The sequence below is a fragment of the Thermogemmatispora argillosa genome, assembly GCF_059696725.1.
Genome location: NZ_AP019377.1, coordinates 2284572 through 2307380 on the forward strand (window position 1 = coordinate 2284572; position 22809 = coordinate 2307380).

13 protein-coding genes are annotated in these 22809 nt (G+C 59.7%); 9 read left to right on the forward strand and 4 right to left on the reverse strand.

Annotation, left to right across the window (positions count from 1 at the left end; genetic code table 11):
• The first annotated feature begins 158 nt into the window (after window positions 1–158).
• The 8 genes from AC6H1L_RS08945 to AC6H1L_RS08980 all read left to right on the forward strand — a co-directional run bounded on the left by AC6H1L_RS08945 (window position 159) and on the right by AC6H1L_RS08980 (window position 12777).
• Entirely contained in the window at window positions 159–1892 is a 1734-nt protein-coding gene (locus AC6H1L_RS08945; RefSeq protein WP_497601147.1) for an ABC transporter substrate-binding protein, read from the forward strand.
• A 603-nt stretch (window positions 1893–2495) separates the two neighbouring features.
• Window positions 2496–3629 (forward strand): LacI family DNA-binding transcriptional regulator, encoded by a 1134-nt coding sequence (locus tag AC6H1L_RS08950; RefSeq protein ID WP_497601148.1) that lies wholly within the window; start codon window positions 2496–2498, stop codon window positions 3627–3629.
• Between the two features lie 334 nt (window positions 3630–3963).
• Window positions 3964–5688: an ABC transporter substrate-binding protein gene (locus AC6H1L_RS08955; RefSeq protein WP_497601149.1), complete on the forward strand. Its 1725-nt coding sequence runs from the start codon at window positions 3964–3966 to the stop codon at window positions 5686–5688.
• A gap of 224 nt (window positions 5689–5912) precedes the next feature.
• Window positions 5913–6911: an ABC transporter permease gene (locus tag AC6H1L_RS08960; RefSeq protein ID WP_497601150.1), complete on the forward strand. Its 999-nt coding sequence runs from the start codon at window positions 5913–5915 to the stop codon at window positions 6909–6911.
• Between the two features lie 2 nt (window positions 6912–6913).
• Entirely contained in the window at window positions 6914–7903 is a 990-nt protein-coding gene (locus AC6H1L_RS08965; RefSeq protein WP_497601151.1) for an ABC transporter permease, read from the forward strand.
• A 231-nt stretch (window positions 7904–8134) separates the two neighbouring features.
• Window positions 8135–9559 carry a GH1 family beta-glucosidase gene (locus AC6H1L_RS08970; RefSeq protein ID WP_497601152.1) on the forward strand — a complete coding sequence of 475 codons (1425 nt, stop codon included), beginning with the start codon at window positions 8135–8137 and terminating at the stop codon, window positions 9557–9559.
• Between the two features lie 507 nt (window positions 9560–10066).
• Window positions 10067–11524 carry an APC family permease gene (locus AC6H1L_RS08975; protein WP_497601153.1) on the forward strand — a complete coding sequence of 486 codons (1458 nt, stop codon included), beginning with the start codon at window positions 10067–10069 and terminating at the stop codon, window positions 11522–11524.
• Between the two features lie 290 nt (window positions 11525–11814).
• Window positions 11815–12777 (forward strand): acetamidase/formamidase family protein, encoded by a 963-nt coding sequence (locus AC6H1L_RS08980; protein ID WP_497601154.1) that lies wholly within the window; start codon window positions 11815–11817, stop codon window positions 12775–12777.
• Between the two features lie 198 nt (window positions 12778–12975).
• Here the strand turns inward: AC6H1L_RS08980 and AC6H1L_RS08985 are convergent, their stop codons facing one another.
• The 3 genes from AC6H1L_RS08985 to AC6H1L_RS08995 form a co-directional block, all read right to left on the reverse strand.
• Entirely contained in the window at window positions 12976–16527 is a 3552-nt protein-coding gene (locus AC6H1L_RS08985; protein ID WP_497601155.1) for a DUF4012 domain-containing protein, read from the reverse strand.
• A 4-nt stretch (window positions 16528–16531) separates the two neighbouring features.
• Window positions 16532–16726 (reverse strand): hypothetical protein, encoded by a 195-nt coding sequence (locus AC6H1L_RS08990; protein WP_497601156.1) that lies wholly within the window; start codon window positions 16724–16726, stop codon window positions 16532–16534.
• A 228-nt stretch (window positions 16727–16954) separates the two neighbouring features.
• Window positions 16955–19609, reverse strand: coding sequence for a M1 family aminopeptidase (locus AC6H1L_RS08995; protein ID WP_497601157.1), 2655 nt, complete (start codon window positions 19607–19609; stop codon window positions 16955–16957).
• Window positions 19610–20088: 479 nt separating this feature from the next.
• Here AC6H1L_RS08995 and AC6H1L_RS09000 point away from each other — a divergent pair, with 479 nt between their 5' ends.
• A complete protein-coding gene (locus AC6H1L_RS09000; protein ID WP_497601158.1) occupies window positions 20089–21795 on the forward strand; it encodes an ABC1 kinase family protein in 1707 nt (568 codons plus the stop codon).
• A 125-nt stretch (window positions 21796–21920) separates the two neighbouring features.
• On the opposite strand, the gene AC6H1L_RS09005 is transcribed toward AC6H1L_RS09000, so the two are convergent.
• Complete coding sequence (locus tag AC6H1L_RS09005) at window positions 21921–22748, reverse strand: MBL fold metallo-hydrolase (RefSeq protein WP_497601159.1); 828 nt, start codon at window positions 22746–22748, stop codon at window positions 21921–21923.
• Between the last annotated feature and the right edge of the window lie 61 nt (window positions 22749–22809).

Consider the following 22809-nt stretch of genomic DNA (forward strand, 5'->3'; position numbering starts at 1 on the left):
CCGCTACCAGAGCGAGCGCGCCCAACCAGGAAGACAGGCAGGAAGCTGCGCGCCTACCAATCCACGGCTCGCGGCAGACCGTGCTCCTGGTCGCAGGCCATGCCAGTTTTGCCCTATTCCAGCGGATACACTACTACATCAGCAGATCGGGAGGCTCTATGTACGACGACATTACGCGCCTGACGCCGCGTTCAGCAGGCCCTCGCTGGGGCATATTTAGCCCAATGCTTGGCTTGCTCCTCGTAGGGGCCCTGCTCCTGACCGCCTGCGGAAAGTCGACTCCCTCTACGGCATCCAAGACGGAGACGCTCAGGGTACTGCCGGCCCCAAACGGTCCTAACGCCGACCTTTTTAATCCATTCTTTAACTACAACACCCCTGCCGCCTGGGGCGCGCAGGGTCTGCTCTATGAGGTGCTCTATTCTACCGACCTCTCCACAGGAGAGTATCATCCCTGGCTGGCAACCAGCTACAATTTCTCTAGCGACAACACCCAGCTCACCTTTCACCTCCGTCCAAATGTCAAGTGGAACGACGGCCAGCCCTTCACCAGCGCCGACGTCAAGTTCACCTTCGACTTGATGAAAGCCCATCCCGCGCTCGATCAGGGCGGGGTGACGGCCCTTATTCGCGACATTACGACACCCGATGACCAGACGGTGACCTTTACGCTGACTGGCCCCAACAGTACGGCCCTCTTCTACCTCGGCCAGACCTACATCGTGCCTCAGCACGTCTGGTCCACCATCAGCGGCGACCCCGCCAAGTTCACCAACGACAAGAACCCCGTCGGCACCGGTCCCTACAAGCTGCGCAGCTTCTCCGCCGACCTGATCATCTACGACGTCAACCCCTCCTACTGGGGCGGCCAACCCGCCGTCAAGCATATCTATGTCTACTCCGCCAAGGACAATACCACGGCCATCACCAACATGATCCAGGGTAAGTATGACTGGCTTGGAAGCGCCTGGACGCCACAGTTTGACCAGCAATTCAAGTCCAAAGACCCCCAGCATAACAAAACCTGGTTCTTCCCCAGCAATACCGTGATGCTCTATCTCAACCTCTACAAGGCCCCCTTCAACAACGTCCTCGTGCGCAAGGCCATCAGCGCCGCTATCAATCGCGACAACCTCCCCCAGGGGGTGGCCTACTATGCGAAGCCAGCCCACCCGACCGGTATTATTCCCCCACGTAAGGAATGGATAGCGCCGGAGTATCAGAACGCCACCTTCCAGTACAGCGTTTCGCAGGCCCAGGCCTACCTCAAGCAGGCCGGCTACACCCAGCACAGCGATGGCTACTTCTACGACTCCAGCGGCAAGGTCCTCGGCTTCTCCATCATCGTGCCTAGCAGCTGGTCTGACTGGGCGCAGGATGTGCAGTTCATCGTCAACGATCTCAACAAGGCAGGGATCAAAGCCACGATGAACGGCATGGCCGATGCGAATACCTACTTCAGCGCCATCTATGGCGGCAACTACGAGGCGGCCATCGGCTGGACGGACAAGGGTCCCACTCCCTACTATCCGTATCGCGATATGCTCAGCAGCAAGAACTCAGCTCCTCCTGGCAAGTCGGTCTCTGGGACCAACTTCGGTCGTTGGGATACGCACACTGCCGGTTCGCTGGCAACCCAGGTTGATCAGCTACTCAATCAGTACAGAACCACCACCGATATCAATGTCCAGAAGCAAGCCATCTGGGGCATTGAAAAGATCATGGTGGAGCAGTTGCCGGCAATCCCGCTGACGGTCAATGTGGACTGGGACGAGCATACCACTAAGTATTGGAGCGGCTGGCCCGATGACAGTAACCCTAATATTGTCGTTCCGACCTATCAGGTGCCTGATGCGGTCAGTGTGATTCTGCACCTGAAGCCGGCCACCTGATCGCCGGCTACCCGGTTGGGGTCCCGCTCTGACTGGCCACGCCGCCCCCAGACCAGGCCGGTTTTACGCGGGTCAGGCTCGCTCTGGTGCTGGCTGGCTGCTTTGCCAGTTCGCCAGACCAACGAGCCTGGCCCGTTTTTGCTCTATCTCGATGTCTGCCGCTGGGTGCCGCGCGGCCTTGAGGCATGGCCGGCGCCAGTAGCGCGCTCCTCCTTCGGTGAAGGTGGGTGGGGCTAGGAAAAAAAGGGGATAGATTTATGAGGCAGGTAAGACTTATCATACTATTCGGTTGGGTGTGGTTGAGGAGGCAGGAGAGGGTCAGGTAATGTCTCCAGAGCAAGCCCGGCATGGAGGGCCTGGTAAGACTCCCCGGAAAAGAAAAGCACAGAGAAGGATCTCTGGCGATTTAGGCCCACCGCGGCAGAGAGAAATCCAAGCTTTATTGGCGTTCCATATCGCGCGCATCACCTATTGACAAGGTGGGGTTCTTCGGTTACAATTTTCGTAATCGTTTACGGGATCGCTCTCGTGAACGGTTACAACCTATTTCGGGGAGGCCCTCAGAGGATGGAGGGCCTGCGCGTGAGCGTGAGAAGGATTGCTATGGCCGAGAAGCTGACGATTCGGGATATTGCCCGCCTGGCGGGAGTTTCCAAGGCGACAGTCTCGCGAGTACTCAATCAGAAGCCGGATGTGGACCCTGCGACCCGTGAGCGCATTCTGCGCGTCATGGAGGAGCAAGGCTTTGTGCCCAACATCGCCGCTTCCGGCCTGGCAGGTGGGCGCAATCGGCTACTGGGCGCCCTCATTCCTTCTCTCACCTGGCCGCTCATCCCAGAGCTGATGAGAGGCGTTGGAGAGGTGGTCGGGGCGACCCCCTACGAGCTGATCCTCTACAGCATCAACGATGTCAATCACGAGAAGGATCGCAGCGAGATCATCAGCCGCATTGTGCGCACGCGGCTGGTGAGTGGATTGCTGGCAGTCTTTCCCGGTCCTTCGGCCAAGTATCTGGCGGCGCTCCACTCACGTTCTTTCCCTGTGCTGCTCATCGACGATCAGGGCATTCCGCCAGAGAACACACCCTGGATCGGCGTAGACAACCGCGTAGGGGCCTACGAGGCCACCCGTCACCTCATCCGACTTGGGCACCGACGCATTGCGCACATTCAGGGACCGCTCAAGTACCAGGTGTCGCATGATCGTTATCGGGGCTACTGCGACGCACTGGAGGAGGCGGGCATTCCCCTTGATCCGGCGCTGGTGCTCGAAGGCGACTTTATGCCGCAGACGGGGCGGGCCTGCGCCAACGCCTTCTTCGATCTCCCTCCTGAGAGGCGGCCAACGGCTATTTTCGCCGGTAGCGATTATATGGCCTACGGAGCCATTGCTGCCGCAGAGCAGCGCGGCCTGCGTGTGCCGGACGATGTGGCCATCGTTGGTTTCGATGATAACCCGTCTTCCGCTCACATGGAGCCGCCGCTGACGACGGTGCGTCAGCCCTTCTACGAGATGGGACGCCGCGCTGCGGAAATGCTCCTGGCCTTTGTTGAGGCTCCCCGTATGGTGCACCCGAGCCAGAATGGTCAGTTCGCTGGCTCTTCCTCGGCGGCCACGGTCTTTGATCTGCCGCTGCGGGTCAAGATGCCCGCCAGCCTGATCATCCGCGCCTCCTGTGGGGCCTCACGTCATCTTCATCCCCCATCTGAGCAAGGAGGTGGTGATCGCTCTCGCTGAGCTGAGCCGCGTCTTTTCGGCTCCGGTTTCGGCGGAAAGGGCGTGTCCCTGCGCTGCTTTCCTGCCGCATCTCAGCCAGAGCAGAGCCTGCAAGCAGATCAGCAGGGAAGCGTACCTGCACAATTGGTTCCAGCAACAGTGTTTGCCTGGACAGTATTTATCCGACTCGAATATGTCTGGGAGCAACAGCGATTGCCGGCTTGCTGTCCTGTAAACCGGTCGATCTGTTGTCTGGTTGGCATTTTGTCCCTTTCTAGCACCCGAATGCTGTAAGCCTGTAGGGAAAATGGTCCAAACGATCGCCTGATTTCTACTCTTGGTTTCAGGAGGTTCTATGCGTTCGTATCTGGCATCGTCACCACGTCGGCATCGCTTCGCCTTCGGGCTGGTGTCGCTGCTGCTCCTGCTCGGTCTCGTGTTGACCGCCTGCGGCGGTGGCGGAGCAGGCACCACCTCGCAGCCTAAGACCGACACGCTCAATGTGCTTCCGGCGCCCAATGGTCCTAACGTTGACAACTTTAACCCGTTCTTTAACTACAACACCCCTGCCGCCTGGGGTTCTCAAGGCTTGCTCTACGAGGGCCTGTATCGCACCAATCTGTATACAGGCAACTATGAACCGTGGCTGGCAACGAGCTATGATTTCTCCAGCGACGGCACTCAGTTGACGTTCCACCTGCGCCCGAACGTCAAGTGGAACGATGGCCAGTCCTTCACCAGCGCCGATGTCAAGTTCACCTTCGACCTGTTGAAGGCTCATCCCGCGCTCGATCAGGGCGGTGTGCTGCCGCTGGTCAAGGATGTTTCGACACCCGATGACCAGACGGTGACCTTTACGCTGACTGGCCCCAACAGTACGGCCCTCTTCTACCTCGGCCAGACCTACATCGTGCCTCAGCACGTCTGGTCCACCATCAGCGGCGACCCCGCCAAGTTCACCAACGACAAGAACCCCGTCGGCACCGGTCCCTACAAGCTGCGCAGCTTCTCCGCCGATCTGATCATCTACGACGTCAACCCCTCCTACTGGGGCGGCCAACCCGCCGTCAAGCACGTCTACGTCTACTCCGCCAAGGACAATACCACGGCCGTCACCAACATGATCCAGGGTAAGTATGACTGGATGGGTACGGGCTGGACGCCACAGTTTGACGATCAATTCAAGTCCAAGGACCGCCAGCATAACAAAACCTGGTTCTTCCCCAGCAATACCGTGATGCTCTATCTCAACCTCTACAAGGCCCCCTTCAACAACGTCCTCGTGCGCAAGGCCATCAGCGCCGCTATCAATCGCGACAACCTCCCCCAGGGGGTGGCGGTCTATGCCAAGCCGGCTCATCCGACTGGGATCATCCCGGCCCGCAAGGATTGGATAGCGCCGGAGTATCAGAACGCCACTTTCCAATACAGCGTCTCGCAGGCCCAGGCCTACCTCAAGCAGGCCGGCTACACCCAGCACAGCGATGGCTACTTCTACGACTCCAGCGGCAAGGTCCTCGGCTTCTCCATCATCGTGCCTAGCAGCTGGTCTGACTGGGCGCAGGATGTGCAGTTCATCGTCAACGATCTCAACAAGGCGGGGATCAAAGCCACGATGAACGGCGTGGCCGACGCGAATACCTACTTCAGCGCCATCTATGGTGGCAACTACGAGGCGGCCATCAGCTGGACGGACAAGGGTCCCACGCCCTACTATCCGTATCGCGATATGCTCAGCAGCAGCAACTCTGGCCCGATCGGCAAGTCGGTCTCCGGCTCGAACTTCGAGCGCTGGGATACGCACACTGCCGGTTCGCTGGCGACCCAGGTTGATCAGCTGCTCAATCAGTACAGGTCCTCAACCGATATCAATACTCAGAAGCAGGCCATTCAGGGCATTGAAAAGATCATGGTGGAGCAGTTGCCGGCGATCCCGCTGACGGTCAATGTGGACTGGGACGAGTACACAACCAAGCACTGGGTCGGCTGGCCTGATGATAGCAATCCGTATGATGTTGGTCCGCCGTACCAGTTGCCTGATGCAGCAAACGTCATCCTGCATCTGAAGCCAGCCTCCTGATCGTAGCGTTGCTTCTGGCCTGTCCTTTCGTAGTGCGTTCTTCCAGGACGTCCTTCCACTCTCCTTATGGGGAGTGGAAGGACGGTGCTCTCTGCGCTCTCTGCTCTTCTGGCCACTGCTCGGGTACTCTCCTTCCCTGCTCAGTTGGTCAGCCCACCGTCTCCTCACTCTGGAGGGATGCAGCGTTTCTATCCTATCCTGACTTTCGGTCAAAGGAGTGATGTATGCGCTACCTGCTGAGGCGCGCAGGTTTCTATCTGATCGCCCTCTGGGCCGCTGTGACCTTTAACTTTATTATTCCGCGCCTGATGCCTGGCGATCCGCTGCAAAACTATATCGCTAAGTTGCGGAACCAGGGGATGAGTCAGTCGACGATCATGGCCCTGCGCAAAGAGTTTGGCGCTGATCCTTCGGTGCCGCTGTGGCATCAATACCTGGATTACTTGAATGCCCTGTTACATGGTCAGCTTGGTACCTCAACTTCGGAGTTCCCCACGCCTGTAGCTCAGATTCTCGGGCAAAGTTTGCCCTGGACGATTGGCCTGGTGGGGTCGGCTGTGGTCCTGAGCTTTATTATCGGCACCCTGCTCGGCGTTCTGTTCGCCTGGCGCCGTGGCTCGTGGTACGATACGACGCTGCCGCCAGCTCTGACCTTTCTCTCCGCTGTCCCCTACTTCTGGATGGCCCTGGCGTTGCTTTACGTCTTCGGCATGATGCTGGGCTGGTTCCCAACCAGCGATGCTTATGATCTGAGCAATTTCCCTAATGGACCGGAGTGGAGCTTTGATTTCATTGGCAGTCTGGTGCAGCATGCGGCCCTGCCGGTGGTGACGCTGATTATCGGTTCGCTGGCCCAGTGGGTGCTGACGATGCGTAATGCGATGGTGACCACGCTCTCGGAGGATTATCTGCTGATGGCCCAGGCGAAGGGTCTCCCTCCTCTGCGGGTGGTCTTTGCCTATGCAGCACGCAACGCGGTGCTACCCAGTATCACGAGTTTCTCGATTTCGCTGGGCCTGGTGGTCAGCGGCTCTTTGCTGACGGAGATTGTCTTTAACTACCCCGGCATCGGTTATCATCTGTTCCGCGGCGCCTCGGAAAGCGATTATGCGCTGATCGAAGGCGGTTTTCTGGTGTTGGCTTTGACGGTGCTGGCGGCCAATTTCCTGGCTGAGCTGGTCTATAGTGTGCTTGATCCGCGCATTCGACACGGGAGGGCTTAACGATGCAAGTAAGCAACCTTGGGGAGACCCCTATTGAGACGGCGGCTTTGGTAGAGCAGGCTGATCGACGCCAGCGCGGGCCGTTGTTGAGCGCTCTGCGTCTGCTGTATCGCAATCCGAAGATCGCGGCTGGTCTGGCTATCTTGCTGTTCTTTGTGCTGATAGCCTTGGCCGCTCCTCTGTTGACGCCCTACCCGCCGGATGGTCCTAGCAGTCAGGTGGCCCACGGCGCTCAGCCGCCCAGTCGCGAACATATCCTGGGGACGAGCAGCCTGGGGCAGGATATGTTTTCGCAGATCGTCTATGGGGCCCGGGTCTCGCTGCTGATTGGCTTTGTGGCCGCTACCGGCTCAACGGCGCTGCAGGTGATTTTCGGGCTTAGCTCCGCCTACTTCGGCGGCCTGATTGATGAGGTGCTTTCACTGCTGATCAATATTTTCTTGGTGCTGCCTGGTTTGCCGCTGGCCATTGTGCTGGCGTCCCTGGCCAGTGCCAGTGGAGCCGGGAAGAATGAGTTTGTGATCGCAATGGTGCTGCTCTTCACGTCCTGGGCCTATGGGGCGCGGGTGCTACGCTCGCAGACGCTTTCGCTAAAGGAGCGTGAGTTTGTGACGGCGGCGCGCTCGATGGGAGAGGTGACCTGGCGCATGATTTTCTTGGAGATTCTGCCCAATGAAATCGCTTTGGTCGCCTCCACTTATGTCGGTACTTTTGTCTATGCCCTCGGCGCGGAGGTGGCTTTGGAGTTTCTTGGCCTGGGCGATGTTTCGCGTGCAAGCTGGGGCTCGATTCTCTTCTGGGCTCAGCTGAACGGGGCGTTGATTACCGGTCAATGGTGGCTGTTCGTGCCCGCTGGCCTTTGTGTTGCTCTGGTTTGTGGAGCGCTGACGCTGGTGAACTTTGGTATTGATGAGCTGGCTAATCCCAGCCTGCGTCAGGCTATGCCACGTAAGCTACGCAAGCTGCTTAAGGCCAGAGCTGTGATTGCTTGATCGTCTCGCCGCTCACAGCCAAAAGCTGCCTCTTTGTACTGTTAGTGCGCTCTTGTCTGATTGGGAAAACGATTCTGGTTCGCCCGCTACTCATTCACTGACTGTTCATTCAGGCCTGCTGAATGGATGCAGCCATTCATCCAGGGACGGAAGCAGATAGATTCAGGTGGCAGGCCACGCGGGAGATAGGCACAGCTCCCGCCGACTGCTGCCGCTATTGAAGGAGGATCAATGAGCATTACCGGTCGTCCACAGGACCATCGTAGTTTCCCCGCCTCGCTGGCAGGGGGCAGTGACCTGGCTGGCGGCTTCCCGCCTGGCTTTCTTTGGGGAGCCGCCACATCGGCTTATCAGATTGAGGGCGCGGTGCGCGAGGATGGTCGGGCACCTTCTATCTGGGATCGCTTCGTGATCCGGCCCGGGGCGATCTTTCAGGGCCAGACTGGTGATGTGGCCGCTGACCACTATCACCATATGGAGGAAGATGTGGCGCTGATGGCTCGCCTCAATTTGCGCGCTTACCGCTTCTCGATCGCCTGGCCCCGGGTCCTGCCCCAGGGAACCGGCCCCGTGAACGAGCGGGGCCTTGCTTTCTACGAGCGTCTGGTGGATACCTTGCTCGCTCGTGGTATTGAGCCGTTGGTTACGCTCTATCACTGGGATTTGCCAGCCGCGCTTGAGGACCGCGGCGGCTGGCTGGTTCGCGATACTGCTCAGGCTTTTGCCGAGTATGCCGAGGTGGTGGCCCGCCGCTTAGGTGATCGTGTCCGCTGGTGGATTACGCAGAATGAGCCGTGGTGCAGTTCTTATTTAGGTTATGCTCTGGGCGTCCACGCCCCCGGTATGCATGATAAGCAGCTCGCGGTCATCGTTGGTCATCATATTCTGCTCTCCCACGGTCTGGCCGTGCAGCGCTTGCGCTCTCTCTTGCCGTCTGAGGCCCAGATCGGCATCGCCCTGGATTTCTATCCAGTCTATGCGGCGGATGAGCGGCCTGAAACGCTGCAGGCGGTGGAGCAGGCGGATACTTTTCGCAATCGCTGGTTTCTCGATCCGTTATTTCGCGCCGAGTACCCGGAAGCGCTGTTCAGTGTGTTAGGGGTGGCCCCTCCGCCAATTCATGCGGATGATCTGGCCGTGATCGCTACGCCACTGGATTTTCTGGGCGTCAATTACTACAGCCGCATGCTTGTGCGGGGCGCCACAGGCGGCTCTGCCGCCGCTTCTTCAGGAAACCCTGGGTATGAGGTGATTGAGCGGATTCCTGGGGCAGCATATACCGATATGGGCTGGGAGATCTTTCCAGAAGGGCTGGAGGTTATTCTGACGCGTCTTCACCGTGAGTATCGGCCCAAGGCTTTGCTGGTGACGGAGAATGGGGCGGCCTTCGAGGATCACTGGCATGGCGGGGAGAGCGTTCACGATTGGCAGCGTATCCATTATCTTCAAATGCATGTCGAGGCGCTGCGCCGCGTGCTCGCTCAGCAGGTGCCGCTCAAGGGCTACATGGTCTGGTCCCTGCTCGACAATTTTGAATGGGCTTTCGGCTACAGCAAGCGCTTCGGTCTGGTCTATGTCGATTACGCTACCCAGCGGCGCATTATTAAGGATAGCGGTCGTTGGTATGCCTCGTTCATCGCTGCCCAGCGCCGCTAGTGCTCCTGCCCTGTCGCGCTGCTCCGGCTTGTGGTCACGCTGCAGCCTTGGTGCGCGACGCTGAGAATGGGAAGTCCGGCGTTGCTGGCTTCCTTAGTGCTGATGCTCTGGCTGACAGCGAAGATCGAAGAGGTAGACTCGCCAACAGCCTCGGTGCCGGCTGAGCAGGTGTCTGGCTGAGTCCAGAGATCACATTGATGGGTGCGCTTGCTCTGCTCATTTTCTCCCCTTTGTCTGCTCTGAGAGGAGCCACACTTGTTCCCTCTTCCAGCCTGGCCTTGTTTGCTTGCTTGATGCTTGCTCCATTGCTGCCCGCTTGGAGGTTGCCTTCTAAGGCGAAATAGATTATCCTTTCAAGCGGGCAGCAGTGTTGTTGCAGCGCGGCTGTCCTCAGTGCTGACGCGGGCAGGCAGGCCGGCTGGCTGGTAAGGAGACGCGAGAGCCGGAGCCGGGTTCTGAGCCTGTCGCGTCGGGTGCCTCTTTACTCCTTCTATCAGGAGGTCTCACTTGGAGCCAGAGACAAGCAGTCTTCGCCGTGAATTGTCGTTTTTGGAGAGCATTGCGCTCTCCATTGGTATTATGGCGCCCACTGCGGCGATGGCGCTCAATGGCTCACTGGCCGCAGGGATCACCGGTAGCACCGTGCCACTGGCCTTCTTGCTCGCTACGCTAGCCGTTGGTCTGGCCAGCTTCGCGTTTATCCAGTTCAGCCGTTATCTAGCTCACAGCGGATCGGTCTATGCCTTTAATGGGATCGCTCTCGGACCACGCGTTGGCTTTTTTTCTGGCTGGGCCTTGCTGGGTACCTATCTTGCTTTTACCTGCGCTTCGACGGCTGAGGTGGGCAATTTTGCCCAGGCGTTCTTTGCGGGTCTGGGTCTGAACGTGGGCTGGCTCCCGCTCGCATTGCTGGCGGGTTTACTGATTTGGTTTTTTGCCTACAGCCGCATCACGATTTCGACGCGTTTGACGCTGGCAATGGAGGGGATTTCGGTGCTGCTGATCGTGGTTCTGGTGGCGGTGATTCTGGTTCGCCTGGGCAGCCTCGGGCAGCTCTCTTGGCGGCCTTTTATGCCTGCCTCCGAGCCTCTCAATGCTGTGGCGCTGGCGGCGGTCTTCGGTTTCCTCTCCTTCGCCGGCTTCGAGGGGGCGGCTACGCTCGGTGAGGAGACCCGCAATCCGCGTCGCAATATCCCCTTGGCCATTCTGGCGGCGGTCTTCGGGACCGGCCTCTTTTATGTTGTGGTGACCTATGCTCAGACATTAGGCTTCGGTTTGAGTCAGACGGGTATCGCCAGTTTTGCGCACTCAGTGGCTCCTCTCGACGATTTGGCGCGTCACTACGTCGGTCGTTTGATGGCGGTGCTGCTCGACTTTGGAGCGACGATTAGTGCTTTTGCCAGCGCTCTGGGCACGGCCAACGCTGGGGCGCGCATCCTTTTTGCGATGGGGCGCGACGGGTTCATTACGGAGCGGCTGGGTACAACTAGCCGACGCACTGGCTCGCCAGCTCTGGCGGTGGCCGTGATTATGCTTCTCGATTTCGTGGTGGTGAGCATCTGGGGCCTGGTTCCGGGCATAAGTGGAGCAACGCTTTTCGGCTATCTGGGGACGATCGGCGTCTTTCTGATTCTGGTGGCTTATATCCTTACGAACGTGGGGGCGATCTGGTTCTTCTTCCTGCGCCGGCGTCTGTGGAGCTGGCAGTGGCTGATCCCTCTGCTGGCCATCGTCTTCTTGGGCTACACGCTCTACAGCAATATTTACCCGGTTCCGGCGCCTCCTTACAATATTTTTCCGTATGTTGCCTTGACCTGGCTCTTGCTCGGGCTGGTTTGCATCATCGCCAGCCCCTCCCTGGCGCAGCGTATCGGTCTGCACCTGGAGGAGAGCGAGGGGCTGTATGCCGAGACCGCTGAGGTGGGTGCGGATGTGCAAAAGACAGCGCTCAGAGAGTCTGACTGAGGTGAGAGGGAGAGAGACTGGAGGCGAGGAGTACGGAGCAGCCACTCTCTGAGCAGAGCCGCGCCATCGGCTGTGTCTGAACAGGTCGCGAGGGAGGAAAATAGGGCAGAGAATCCGGGAGCCAGGGCCAGGGCAAGAGTTTGGTCCGTTGGGTTTGGGTTGTCCGGTGTAGGCGCCTCGGTTCGCTTGGGCCGCTGCCGGTCGATGGGTGCACACATAGCCTTGCTTGAGTCTTCATGCAAAAGCCTGGCCGAAGGTATACGGCTAAAGAAAGGAGCTTTCTACCAGCCATGACGACAGATGTTCCAAAGACAGGGCGTACGATTCACATCCGGCGCGATCAGTGGCATTTGGCCTGGGATCATAGTATTCCTCCCATCGCGCGTATTAGCTCGGGCGAGGTGGTAGAGTTTGATATGCTAGAGGCCTCCTGTGGTCAGATTCAGGCCAATAGCACGGTCGACGCCATCCGCTCGCTCGATTTCTCGCGCGTGGATCAGGTTCACGGACCGATCTATGTGGAGGGGGCCGAGCCGGGGGATACGTTAGAAGTGGAGTTTCTGGATTTGCAGCCAGCCGAGTGGGGTTGGACAGGCGTGATTCCGGGTTTCGGTTTGCTGGCCGATGAGTTCCCCGAGCCTGCTCTGAAGATCTGGCATCTGGAGGGCGGCGCCGATGGCTGGGCCGAGTTCGCGCCTGGTATCCGTATTCCGCTGGCGCCTTTCTGTGGAGAGATCGGTGTGGCGCCGGGTCAGCCAGGGGCGCTTTCGACGATCCCTCCTTACCGCCACGGCGGTAATATGGATACCCGCCACCTGACAAAGGGAACGCGCCTCTATCTGCCGGTAGAGGTGCCTGGAGCACTCTTCTCGATGGGCGATGGGCATGCCGCCCAGGGCGATGGCGAGGTCTGCGGCACCGCGATTGAGACGCCAATGCATGCAGTGGTTCGCCTGACGGTGCACAAGGATCGCCCGGTACCAGAGCCGCAGTATTTGACGGGCGGCCCGCTGATCCAGCGCACCAACACGGCCCCCTACTATGTGACCGACGGCATCGGCCCCGATCTGATGGAGGCCACGCGCAACGCGATTCGCCATATGATCGATTATCTGCAGCGCAATTATGGGCTGTCGCGTAGCGACGCTTATATGCTCTGCAGCGTTGCTGTCGATCTGAAGATCTGTGAGGTGGTGGATGCGCCTCACTGGGTCGTCGGGGCCTTCTTGCCAACGAGCATTTTTACGAAGTGAGGTGCGATGTTCCCGCTCAGGCGGCGGGAGCGTAGGCCCGAGCGATGCCAGGCCAGGAGGAAAGTGAGGAAAGCTTTGCCGGCCTTCCCCTTCTTTCGCGAGAAGGGGAGGGCCGGCCCTTGTTTATGGTGGTATCGCCGGCAGCCGCTCTGTTGGCCTGGCCGAGGGCGACGGAGGACGGCAGCACGCTGCGCAGGTCTAGCGGCGTCGCCAGATGGCCTCTACCGGCGTGGAGGCGGCCCCAGTCTGCGCTAGCAGGGAAAGGTTGGCAAGGCGAGCCGCCGGCGCAGGGCCGGTCTGGGCGTCAGTGCCTGCTGGAGCTTGAGGGGTAGCTTTGGGGGTGGGCTGTGGCTGTGGCCCTTTGAGCGTGATCACCTGATCCTTATGGATGTCGCTGTGATAGTGCAGGGTGCTCACGCCCTTCAGGTGCAGGGCTGTGGCGTCAATGGTAATGTCAACGGTGGGCACCATGCCGCCCTGCTTGCCCACAAGGACACTATAGATGTTGGACGGATCTTTCAGGTTGATATGGGCATGTGGCACATACCACGAAAGGTGGATGTAGGAGATGCAGTTTTTGGGGGTGACGGTCAGGCCTCCCCACATAGCGCGTCCGGGCAGGTCGCTCTGCAGAGCTGTGGGTGGCCCTACGCTATCAACGGGAGGGTTCTGGTAACGCGGCCCCAGGGCATAGTTGCCACTTGGGCAATAGCGCGAACCGTCGGGCGGGATGTAGTTATAGCTGTCGCACTTGCTGCCGGCAATTGGCTTTGAAGGAGTAGGGGTAGACGAGGTCCTAGGAGGTGATTGTGGGCTGCCACCGGCGCTACAGACAGGCTGGCCGGAGTCAAAGCCGCTGCCATCGATGAATTGGGAGCCTGCTGGGGCATAGACGCGGATGTAGTCGGTGTAGGCGTCGAAGCCGTAGACGGGGCCGCGTTGATCATAGTCCAGGATAATGGTCAGGTTGTGGGTGGCGCCTCCCTGGGCATCGAGGGTAATCGTGTCCTGGAAGGTACTATGAACATACTGGCTGGCCTTGTTAACGCTGATGTTGGCCTGAACAACATGGAAACCATCGATGTTCTTGAAGCTATTGATCGCCCCAGAAAGGCCTTGCTGCACAAGCCAGGCTTCGACGGCGGGATTGGTAAAGTACAGCTCCAGATCGCGTGCCTGGATGTCCTTGACCGCGCCTTTGACAATCTCAAGCAGCTTGCTGACGGGCAGATGACGCACCTTGTCAAGCAGGAGCTTGGCTACCAGCGAGGTGAAAGCTTTGCGGGCGTCATGCAGGCTCTGGCCGGTGATTTGCTCCTGACGCGCGATGCCGGCGGGGTCCTGTTGGTAGTAATGGAGGCGGTCGGCCAGGTTCTGCGAGGTGATAGTTTCTCCGTAGTCTTTGACGACAATCGGCCCGGTCACATCAAGGATGTGAGCGATGAAATTCGGAGTGAAAGCGATGTCGCCGTCGACAGGTCCACCACCTTCGTCCTGGAAGACCTGGATATTGATGCGCGCTGTCGTGGGATAGTCGCCAGAGACATTGGAGTCGCGCAGGCCGAAGTTACCCATGTGCATCCAGCTATAGCCCGGCGGAGCCTGTCGCCCCATTTGGAAGCCATTGCCAGCGTAGTCAAGCTTGGCCACGTCGCGCAGGGTCAGCGCCCCGACGACGCCATTTTGCACGTCAACAACGCCATACTGACCGGTAAAGCCGCCGCCGGGACGCAGCTCGGCATTATCCATTGTCTGCAGGAGATAGCGACGGTGTCCATCGACTCCGAGCAACCAGGAGATGAGCGGCATGAGCTGCTGCGCCTGGCTAATCTGCTGCTGCGCCTGGGGAAGAGCTTTGACGATGCTGGCGATCTGTTCACGCTGATGCGCGTTGAGCATGGGCAGTTGCTTGAGATCAACGGTCCGCATCTGCTCTTCGATGTCGCCGATATAGTAGAGGGCATGCACCAGCGATCCCTGAACAGCGGCCACGTCTTGGGCGGTGAGCAGCGGCTTGCTTTTGTCGTTGCTGCTGAGAGGCGAGCCGTGGATGATGCTCGCGGCAAGCAGACCGACGCCGCTCATTTCGTCTCCCATGCGTGAGACATCGAGCGCTACCTGTACGAGGTGCCGCGCCATGTTGAGGCTGGGTGCGTACTCAGGGGCAAAGCGCTGAATGGCATCACGGACGTCGCTGCGTTCGACAAGCTGCTGAAGCTGGAGAAAATCGGCGCCGGCCTGGCGGAATTCCTGGCGGGCACGCTGGAGCTTGTCAGCCTCCAGGGCGGCCAGGGGATTGCTTTTGTCCAGCGTGAGCAGGTCCTTGACGTTCATGAGGTGCCTGACCCCATCTTCGGCCAGCCCCTTGACGTTGCTGTAGGCGCTGTAAGCGGCCAGAGCGGCCCCTACTGGCGGTAGCAGGCCGACGATGAGGGCGAGCAGAATGGCGAGAGAGAGATAGGTACGGAAACGGTAACGCCGGCGCTGCTGCTGGCTGCGTCCGCGGCGACGCCCACGCATACGACGGAGCTGCTGGGCAAGACGCCGGTCAAGCAGCGCTGGACGCCCTTGTCTTCTCCCCTGGATCTGGCCTTTGGCGAGCGGGAGTACTGTGGTCGGTACTGTGGCCAGGTCGACTAGCTCTCGTTCGCGGCCAGGGAAGAGGTCGATCTCTGCCTCTTCGTGCAATGGCGCTGGGAGCATGCGCTCATCGAGCAGGGTTGTGGGTAGCTCCTCAGCCTCGGGCGAGATCTTCTCTTCATGCGTTGCTTCTTCGCTGCTAGGCTGCGGCGCTTGCTCTCTTTGCAGTTGAGCCTGCTCTTGGCGCGCTGCCGGCTCCTCCTGGTTTTCTTCTGTGCTCAGGCTCCGCCCGCTGGCCGCGCGCTGCTCCGCGGGGGGCCTGTCCTCTAGAGTTTGCGTCGTTTCAGAGGCCTGTTCGCGCTCCAGAGGTATTGTCGCTTCCCGCTCTTCATCAGTCTCGGATTCATCTTCCTTATCTGTATGTACAGTGCTTTGCTCATTTTCTTTTTCTCTATCATCAATTTCACATTTTACATTTTCTGATTGATATTTTTCTTTCTCAGTTTCAGCGGAATGCTTCCAATTGTCGGCTTCCTCCTGGCCATGAGCCTTCCCCGTGGTTGGAGGCTTTTCCTGGCTGAGGGAGGGAGAGCCTTGCCGGTGGCCGTTTGGGTTGGCCGTCTCGGGGACCCCTTCGCCGGGAGCAGGCGGGGCTGCATGAAGGTGAGTGGGGTCGGCCAGGGAGTGGGGTCTCTGAATGGCAGCCAGTCTGACTGTTGGTTCGTCTTCCTCTGCAGGTGCTCCGGTCTCCTCGTGATCGCGACCGTTGGTGCGCGGCTCTGTCCCGGCAGGGCTATCCTCCGTTCTCTGGCGGTCGTTGGGCGCTGGCTCAGGCGCGGTCGCTGTTGCGGCCTCTGTACTCTCGCTGATCATCGCCCCAGGAATGAGGGCCCGGAAACCCCAGAGCCGCCCATCGGGATGGCGCTTGAGACAGTTTTCAAGGAGCCGGACGAGCGTCTGCCAGGAAAGGCGATACTCAAGTGTAATCTCTTCGAGAGGCTTATTAGTAGTATAATAGTCGATTACAGCCCGTTTACGTTGTTCATAACGTTGCTTTTCTCGCTCTCCAAGCGCGGAGAGATCAGCTTCGGCCCATGTCGTGAGATCATCACGGCGAGGCCGTGGCGGAGAGGATGCGGCGCGTACCCCAGGCAAGGTTTTTACCTCCATATGTTTACAAATCCACCAGTCTTTGTAGATAGATCGACAACAGTGTTTCTGAAGGAATTACATAAGGCAGTGGTCCGGTTGGAGCACCATCTTTTTTCAGGAAAAGCCAAGCGAGAGACACAGATAACATACTCTCAGCATGTAAGCGAGAGCTATAGAGATAATCGTTGGAAATAGCCAGCGGCACTTTCACATTCATGCACTACAGTCACAGTTGGCTGCTCTCCCCCTCTACTATACAGGACGCTTGAACCCCCACAGACGTTGCAGGTGCCGCTTATTATATCGGAGTCTGTGCATATAACGAGGTAAGGGTAGCATTTTTGGATAAGGAGAGAGGGACAAAAGAGCCGCCCAGTCCAAGGGCTGGAGCACCGACGCTCTTATCCCGTCTGGGCGGCTCAGCGCTGCCGGTGGGGAGAGCATTTCACCTTGCTGCCTGCTCGTGGGAGAGGCGTGTTTCCAGCGAAGCCAGTTGTTCTTTGAGGCGGCGATTCTCCTCGCGCAGCGTCTCCAGGTCCTGGCGCAACTGAGCGAGCTGCTCATCGGCCTGCCCTGCGCCGCGCAGGACATGCAGCGCCACACGCATGCTGCGCAGAGCGCGCGTTTCCAGTTCGCGGGCGGCGGCTCGCTCCAGGGCGGGAATGGCGCGCCGCTCGCCGAAGAGCTGGAGAGCCAGCGCCGCCCCCTGACGCACGGCCTCCCACGGATCATGCTCAACGGCCTCACAGAGCCGGGTTACTGCCTGCTGCCAGCTTGACTCGGGATAGAGATGGCGCTCACGGGCCAGCTCCTGCAGTCCGTATGTCGCGGCCAGTCGCCACAGCGGCGGCTGGTGGCTGGCATCGAGATAGTCCAGGATCAGCGGGATCGCCCGTTCGTCGCCGCAGCAGGCCAGGCCGCGAAAGATGCCCTGCTGTACGCAAGCCCGCCACGACGGGCGCGCAATGGCCTGTTGCAGCACTGCGAGCACGCCGGCCACGCGCGTTCTGCCGAGCGCCTCCGCCGCTGCTTGCTCGACAGCATAGCTCACATCGCCATCGCTGACCAGCGGGAGCAGAGCCTCCGCCGAGCGCTGGGCCAGGGCACTTTGTTGCGGCACCTGATAGCGCCCCAAAGCACGCGCGACGGCGGCCCGCACCCGCGACCACTGGCGCGCCTCCAGTTCGCGCAAGGCGCGCAGCAGTATCTGCTGTGCGGCCTCGGTGCCCAACTCGCCCAGAGCCTTCGCTGCGGCGCAGCGCACTCCCCAGAAGGGATCAGTAAAGAGCGCCTCCTCTAGCGCGCGGCGACTGGCCTCATCTCCGTGCTTCGCCAGGGCCTCTGCCGCCTCGATACGCCCCAGCACATCGGGGTCATGGGCAAGCTGGTAGCGCAGCATAGCGGCGGGCCTCTCGAATTCAAGAGTCTTCAGGAGCCAGCCGTCGGGATCAAAGCGCACCATCACAGGCTCACGCTCCAGCGGAACAAAGAAGGTCTGGGTAGTCTCCCCATGCTCGCCGACGACCACTTGCAGGCTAACTGTGCGCGTCTCGCTGCTCCCATCGGCCAGGGGTACGCTGAAGGCCAGGTCAACGGGCGTTACAAAGCAGGGCGTCAGATCATCGATGGTCTGGGTCTGCTTGATCGTGAGCCGGGCTAGACGGCGCTGGCTATCCCAGGCATAGCTGACGGCAAAGGCGGGATAGCCGGCCTGGTAAAGCCACTGCTGGAAGAAGCGCGCCAGGCTACGCCCGGTGACCTCCTCTAAGGTGCGTTCCAGGTCGGCGGTGATGACTTCGCGTCCTCGGTGGCGCTCCAAATAGGCATGCAGGCCCCGTCGAAAGGCTGCTTCGCCTAGCTGGTGGCGGAGCATATGTAGCACCCAAGCCCCTTTGCTGTAGAGATGGCGGTCAAACAGCTCGAAGCCGTCGCGATAGTAGCCCCGGTAGACCACCGGACGGCGATAGTGCTTGTCTTCCTCAAAGTAGAGCCGGGTCTCCTCGCGCATCATCAGTTTGAAGACATCGCCGCCGCGGTCGTGCTCAATCCAGAGATGTTCTAAGTAGGTGGCAAAGCCTTCATTGAGCCAGCCCTCGGACCAGTCTCGGCAGGTGAGCAGATCGCCGAACCATTGATGAGCCAGTTCATGGGCGACCGTGGCGACGGGGCCATCTTCGCCGACATCAAGGGCCGCTTTCTGGTCGAAGAGCAACATGAAGCTGTGGGTCGTGGCTGTTGTGTGCTCCATTGCTCCCCGATAGACTTCGATGACGCTCTGGGCATATTTGCTGTAGGGATAGGGATAGTCGAGGTACCGGCTGAAAAAGTCGATCATGGCCGGCGTCTTACCCATCAGCAGGCGGGCGTCATCGCGGCGTTCGGGCCGCACATAGTAGGTAACGGGCAGCTCGCCGTAATGATCTTCGATGATGGCGAAATCCCCGACGACCAGCGAGATCAGGTAGGCGGGATGGGGCACATCGTGGCGCCAGTGATGGGTCTTAGTGCCATCGCCGTTGTCCCGGACGCTGAGTAGCTGACCGTTGGAAAGGGTGACGAACTGCGCCGGTACCGTCACGATGATCTCGCTGGTGGCACGGTCGTTCGGCGCCCAGTGGCAGGGGAACCAGTGGCGATGGTACCAGGTCTGGCTGAAGGTCCAGGCCTGGACAGGTCGCGTCGGGTCATCGGGCGTAGGCTTGTTGAAGTTGAGGCCAATGCGCGGCTGCGCCCAGTAGCGTACGCCGATGGTGAAGGTCTCGCCATAGCGGTAGGGACGGTCAAGAGTGATGACGAGACGCTCCGGCTCAAGGCTGTAGCTCAGGTTCGTGCCGTTGTCAAGCTCAACTTGCTCGATATGCAGGTCGACAGCGTCAAAGGCCACGGTGCGTACTTCGTCGTAGAGAGCCGTGAAGGTGGTCCAGGCTGTGCCTCGGACCGTTTCACGCTCAAAGTCAAGGCTGATCTCTAGCCTGACATGGGTGATATCGGCCGGGCGATCAGGAGCATAATGAATGCTGTCGCCAGGTAGCTCGAAGGCGCGCGCCTTGGGTGGCGGCGCCGCCAGCTCCCCCAGGCTGCTGCGCATCTCTCCTAGCACGCTCCCCCCCTCACAGTCATCTGTCGTATAAGCAGAGCTAGAGTAGCTCCTCAATGCGGAAAACCTCCTCTTCTCAATTTTCAGTTTAATACCCTACTACTAGGTAGTTACCGAGACGAAAGAGATAGTTGGCGCCAGAGAGGCCGGGCGTAGCAGATGAGCCAGGGAGCCTGCCAGATAAGTCTTTCCTTGCTCGCCGTGATATAGCAGTCTGACTAAGCGGTTAGCCGGCCAGCCGTTCGCCCGCACCTGAGGGACGAATGAGGAAGAGGGTTGGCACCCGGTTCGTCGCACTGGCTTACCCTCGCCCAGAGCCAGAGCAGGAAGGCCGCCCGCAGGACAAGCCGAGCCGAGCCGCCAGGCCTGCTTTTCTCGTCCTCGCCGGCTCGGCTCAGCCTGGCTCCTCTCTTCAACTGCTTCCCTGGGCACGGCGTAGATATCTATGTTATTGTACCTGGAGAGAGGTTTTCACTGGTAGTATGCGTCACAAACCTGCACGGATCAATAGACTAGCCCAGGTGGCGCGTTTCCTGCGCGTCGCTCGCCTATTGCTGTGGACTATCTGGGTGATTTATCGTGAGCGTCGGCGCGTGATCCGGGCCCATGAGCGCGGTCACTACGAGGTTCAGCCTGATATAGAAGTCTTGATCAAAGTTCTGACGGCTTTCCGTGAGACGGCCATCAAGCTTGGCGTCCTGATGATCAAGCTGGGGCAGTTTCTGAGCGCGCGCGCTGACCTGCTACCGGAGCAGGCGCTGCAGGTGCTGGGCAGCCTGCAGGATGAGGTTCCGCCAGCGCCCTTCAGCCATGTCGTTGCGGTGATCGAAAGCGAACTGGGCAAGCCGGTAGAGCAGGTCTTTAGCGTGCTGGAGCGCAAGGCGACCGCCGCCGCCTCCCTTGGACAGGTGCATCGCGCGGTCCTTGCCAGCAGCGGCGAGACAGTAGCGGTCAAAGTGCAGCGACCGCATATTGAGGAGCTGGTCAATACCGATCTGAGCACGATTCGCTTTGTCATCTGGGTGATCTCGCGCTTCGTCGACACAAGCGAGTTCATCGATCTGAAGGCTGTCTATCGCGAGTTCCGCCGCACGGTTTATGAAGAGATCGACTATCTGACTGAGGCCGCCAACGCGCGCCGTTTCCGCGAGCTGTTCCGCGATCAACCGCAGATCTATATTCCGCGCGTCTACGAGGAATATAGTTCGAAGCGGGTGCTGGTGCTGGAGTGGATCGATGGCATTAAGATTAACGATTACGCTGCTCTGGAGGCCGCCGGCTATCATCGGCTAGAGATTGCGCGGCGTACGGTTGAGGCCTATTTCTTCCAGTTCTTCGAGGCTGGTTTCTTTCATGCTGATCCTCACCCTGGCAATATCTTCGTCAAAGCCGGCTCGCCCCCAGAGGACCCGGTGATCGCCTTTGTCGACTTCGGCATGGTCGGCTCTCTGACGAAGAGCATGAAAAAGGCCATGCGCGATCTCTTTCTGGCCTTTGTGGCTCGCGATTCGCAGGCCCTGGTCAATGCGCTGGGACGCCTCGGCTTCTTGGGAGAACATGCCAATCTGCCCGCCATTGAGCGCGGACTAGAGCTGATGCTCAATCAGTACTATGGGATGACGCTGGGGGAGGCTCGTGAGCTGGATTTGTCGGATGTAGCCCAGGAAATTGAGCAGCTCCTCTATGGGCAGCCGTTCCAGATTCCGGCTCAGTTTGCTTTCACGGGACGCGCCATCAGCGTTCTGGCCGGCGTGGCCACCGGCCTGGCGCCAGAGTTTAACTTGATTGACGTAGCCACGCCTTATGCTCGCAAGTTTCTCGGGCTAAGCGGTGATCGGCTGGGCGAGAATCTGCAGGAGCTGCTGCGCCAGATGCTGGAGAATGGTCGCGCAATGCTGACTTTACCCCGCGCTCTGGAGCGCATCATTGCTCGCTTCGAGAGCGGCCAGATCGAGATTCGTCTGGCGAATAGTGGGCCTAATGGTCGGGGCCGCCGCGCTCGCTCCGGTAGCGGACGCAGCGCCATCGGTAGAGAGGGCGGTGGCGGTACGTTCTCGCTGACCCTTGTGAGTCTGGCCGCGCTGGCCGCCGGTGCCTATTTGCTCACCGACGTCCATCTGTTAATCGCTGGCTGGTTCTGCCTCGGTCTGGCGGCTGTGGCTGTGCTGGGCCTGCTCTTGCGTCGCTAGTGCCGTTCGTCGCTGAAAGCGCGCTTTCAGGCCGCTCCCCGGACCCCGACAGCCGCCGGGAAGGGAGAGAGAGCGCAGCGCTGCTCTCTGGGTCAACTTTGCCCTTCCTGGCGGCTGCCCTCTCTCTAGCTTAGAAGCTGCCAGCGCTCGCCATTCTGGCGGCGAACACGTCCTTCTTGTTCTAGCTTGAGCAGGTGAGCCGTCAGCGACTGAGCCGCCAGGGCGTGAAGGGTAGGTGAGACATCGGCATAGACATGCGGCACCAGGGCGCTAACGGTCGCTCCTTCCGGGAATTGAGCGAGGGCGGTGATGACTTGCTGCTCACGTAGCAGGCGATGATCAATATACTCGGCGAGCTTGCTAGCAGGGTCGGTGATGACGGGGCCGTGGCCGGGCACGATGCTGCGCAGCTCCAGGCGCTGCAACCGCCGCAGCGAGTTCAGATAAGCCCCCATATCGCCTTCCGGTGGGGCAATCACCACCGTGCCTACACCGGCGAGCAGATCACCGGCGAACAGAATGCCGGCCCGCTCCAGGAGAAAGCAGAGATGGTCAAAGCGATGCCCCGGTGTGTGCATGGCGAGCAGGCTATCGTCGCCAACCGGCAGGCGCGCCCCATCTCTCAATTCTTCGTCGGCCAGGGCTACCCCTTCGCGACTAAAGGCCAGCACCGGCACCCCCAGCCGCGCCCGCAGAGCCGCTGCGCCGCCGCAGTGGTCGGGATGGCCATGCGTGATCAAAATGCGCCGAATGCCACCGCGCGCCTTTCCCGCAGCGATAATCTGCTCTAGATAGTCTTCCTCCTCAACCGCTGGATCAATGACAAGCGCTCCCGTCGTCTCGCTGCCAACGATAATGGTATTGGTACCTGGCCCCGTCATCACCGAGGGATTAGGGGCCAGGACGATTGTATATGTTTGCTCCTCCTGCTGTTTATTCTGCTCTTGTTCCATATATTTATTGCTCGCTTCTTCAGTCGACCAAAAGACTGTCGCAGTGTGCAGACACCTTGAC

What these genes read in the sequence shown, in the direction of transcription:
- AC6H1L_RS08945 (WP_497601147.1), top strand. Translation starts at nt 159, where the DNA reads ATGTACGACGACATTACGCGCCTGACGCCGCGTTCAGCAGGCCCTCGC.
- AC6H1L_RS08950 (WP_497601148.1), top strand. Translation starts at nt 2,496, where the DNA reads ATGGCCGAGAAGCTGACGATTCGGGATATTGCCCGCCTGGCGGGAGTT.
- AC6H1L_RS08955 (WP_497601149.1), top strand. Translation starts at nt 3,964, where the DNA reads ATGCGTTCGTATCTGGCATCGTCACCACGTCGGCATCGCTTCGCCTTC.
- AC6H1L_RS08960 (WP_497601150.1), top strand. Translation starts at nt 5,913, where the DNA reads ATGCGCTACCTGCTGAGGCGCGCAGGTTTCTATCTGATCGCCCTCTGG.
- AC6H1L_RS08965 (WP_497601151.1), top strand. Translation starts at nt 6,914, where the DNA reads ATGCAAGTAAGCAACCTTGGGGAGACCCCTATTGAGACGGCGGCTTTG.
- AC6H1L_RS08970 (WP_497601152.1), top strand. Translation starts at nt 8,135, where the DNA reads ATGAGCATTACCGGTCGTCCACAGGACCATCGTAGTTTCCCCGCCTCG.
- AC6H1L_RS08980 (WP_497601154.1), top strand. Translation starts at nt 11,815, where the DNA reads ATGACGACAGATGTTCCAAAGACAGGGCGTACGATTCACATCCGGCGC.
- AC6H1L_RS08985 (WP_497601155.1), bottom strand. Translation starts at nt 16,527, where the DNA reads ATGGAGGTAAAAACCTTGCCTGGGGTACGCGCCGCATCCTCTCCGCCA.
- AC6H1L_RS08990 (WP_497601156.1), bottom strand. Translation starts at nt 16,726, where the DNA reads ATGAATGTGAAAGTGCCGCTGGCTATTTCCAACGATTATCTCTATAGC.
- AC6H1L_RS09000 (WP_497601158.1), top strand. Translation starts at nt 20,089, where the DNA reads ATGCGTCACAAACCTGCACGGATCAATAGACTAGCCCAGGTGGCGCGT.
- AC6H1L_RS09005 (WP_497601159.1), bottom strand. Translation starts at nt 22,748, where the DNA reads ATGGAACAAGAGCAGAATAAACAGCAGGAGGAGCAAACATATACAATC.